General features: G+C 43.8%; 1 protein-coding gene and 2 pseudogenes. All 3 read left to right on the forward strand.

Features of this window, described 5'->3' with window-relative positions:
• Nucleotides 1–129: 129 nt before the first annotated feature.
• A pseudogene (locus tag D3D01_RS22435) lies at nucleotides 130–409 on the forward strand (transposase); the annotation flags it as partial.
• A gap of 203 nt (nucleotides 410–612) precedes the next feature.
• Nucleotides 613–885 (forward strand): annotated as a pseudogene (locus tag D3D01_RS22440) (IS6 family transposase); the annotation flags it as partial.
• Nucleotides 886–1,227: 342 nt separating this feature from the next.
• Nucleotides 1,228–2,307 (forward strand): hypothetical protein, encoded by a 1,080-nt coding sequence (locus D3D01_RS23595; RefSeq protein ID WP_147439981.1) that lies wholly within the window; start codon nucleotides 1,228–1,230, stop codon nucleotides 2,305–2,307.
• Nucleotides 2,308–2,438 lie beyond the last annotated feature (131 nt).

A 2,438-nucleotide genomic window follows, 5' to 3' on the forward strand; every position in this document is an offset into this window, starting at 1 on the left:
AATTCGGTCAACAACTACCGAGTCCGGTGGAGAGTACACACTTCCCACCGGGTTCCTCAACCGGGTAGTTGCGACGATATCTAATCAGCAGACAGCGACAGAATTCTCCACTAAACTAGAACGGATGGTTACGCTGGATTGAACCCGGTGATCCGCGAGTCAGGCGACTTGCGGATCAAGGGCGGGATCTCGAAACATGGCTCACGGCAGTTACGCTGGATCCTCGTCCAGTGTGCGTGGACAGCTGTCCACACGTGCAAGAACGAGTACCTGAGTGGTTTTACAATCGATTGGCGGGAAAGAAAGGGTCGCAGAAGGCAATCGTTGCAACTGCTCGCAAGTTGTGGTGTCTATCTTCCACATGCTCGACCGAGAGGGGGTGTATGATCCCACAGGTGTGAGTGGCTGACTGCCGCCGGGCCGGCAGCAGTCAGTGGCCGGGTCGCAGGCTGCCCCAGCCACAGCTTCCGCATACGATGTCCTCCGCCTGCCGCTGATTGAGAATAGCATCGGCCTGTTGTCTGGTGATTCTCTTTCTCCCTGAACCAATCAGCTCGCCGGCACTGTTCAGATAAGGTCTGAAGAACGAGGCGACTCGATTTCTAGGTGCCCATGCCCGAAATCGAGTGCTTTAGTGAATTTAACAGCGGTTTCGAATTAGATTTTGTGGAGCGAGAAGCGACACCCGAGCCGACGATGAAACTAGGTATCCAACTGCATGTGGTGGGGTTGTCGCTGTCGGATACTGTCTCTGTCTTAGCTGGTCTGGGTGTCGAGCGGTGTCGTTCCACCGTTCATAATTGGGTGCAGAAAGCCGGCCTACAGCCGGTCAACGGGAAGAATCCGAATCACGTTGCGGTTGGCGAGACTGTGATTCAACTTAACGCAGCTCGCCAGCCCAAAATACTATGTCGTAAACGGTGGTTCGTTCAGGTGGCAGAATTTCTATAGGCGAAATTGTTATGCACATTGCTATAATCCCCAAGGCAGAAACAATTAGTTTATACATCCCCCACGGAATATCTCGATTAATCAGATGAAGATCTTCAAACGAAAGTAGGTGAGTTTATTTTGACGCTTCGAAACATAGCCGTACATAATGAGTCGATTGATGCCCGGTTAGAGAATATTTCTCACCTTTTGTTAATAGTTATTATATTAATATCAACGATCCGTTGGCTACCTTCAACTAATCCTATTATAATTCGCTATACCGGGGTAATCATTATGGCTATATTCATATTTAGTGTATCTGTTTTGACCGTTTTAAAAAAGCAGGTTCCTATCCCAGGGTCAGACGTAGCAACGCTTCCCTTGCTATTAATCCCGGTATATATAGCGACTATGGGACCGGAAACTGTGGTACTATATTTCGCTTTTTTTATATCTGCTATTTTTTACTTTTATTTTTATTCAGAGCAGTATATTTTCCGTAACATTCTATACATTTATTGTACGTTTGTGGCACTCCAGTCAGTTTATGCACTAACAACAACATTTTCACCTATCCCGAGTTTCCACACAACGCATGTAAGGGCTATTGGCGGAGCACCCGTTAGCATTTACGCTTTTAGTGGTGGGAAAATATACCTTCACTTAGCAATTACGGTTTTTATTTCGTCATATATATTAGCTAGATATAGGAAGTGGCCTAAAAAATTATTTTCTGCCTACATTTTCTTGACGGGGTCTCATTTATTCCTCTATGTATTACTGACCGGAACTGGCCGAACTGGAATGGCACTTCTGTTTGCATTTATACTATTTACTATATTATATGTATTAAATTTGAATAAAGTAATTCCTTTGGTTATGATTTCTCCTGTTTTATTATGGGTTGCGGGATATGGGATATATGTAATATACCCAGATATTATTTTTAGTGATATTTTCAGGCTGGTGAATGATTTCACTAGTAACCGGTCTCTTTTGTATATTGGAGGAATAGACATCGTAGTAAATAATATTTTCATTATTCGTGAAGGAGGATACACTTTATCTGATCTTTTCCCATTGCCATACCCAGCAAGTTTGCCACAAACAACACATAATATTTTGATTAATACATTGGTAGATAAAGGAATATTAGTTGGTACAATATTTACTCTATGGCTTTGGAAGATCGGGAAGGTAGTTTCAGTATTTGATGTCACCCCCGAAAATCAAGATGTAATGCTTGCCTCGACGATTATAACTGGATATCTATTTACTGGGTTATTTGTTGGTGGCGCGATCATATTCAACTTAAATAATAGTGTGATTTGGTGGATCTTTTTAGCGTACGTTTTGACGGCACTGTCTAGTTGAGGGGCATCCGTTCTAGTTTAGTGGAGAATTCTGTCGCTGTCTGCTGATTAGATATCGTCGCAACTACCCGGTTGAGGAACCCGGTGGGAAGTGTGTACTCTCCACCGGACTCGGTAGTTGTTGACCGAATT

It is taken from the genome of Haloarcula sp. Atlit-7R (assembly GCF_003666065.1).
GTDB classification, from domain to species: domain Archaea; phylum Halobacteriota; class Halobacteria; order Halobacteriales; family Haloarculaceae; genus Haloarcula; species Haloarcula taiwanensis.

Bases quoted from the DNA above. Each gene is read 5' to 3' on its own strand.
- D3D01_RS23595 (WP_147439981.1), top strand. From the start codon at position 1,228: ATGGCTATATTCATATTTAGTGTATCTGTTTTGACCGTTTTAAAAAAG.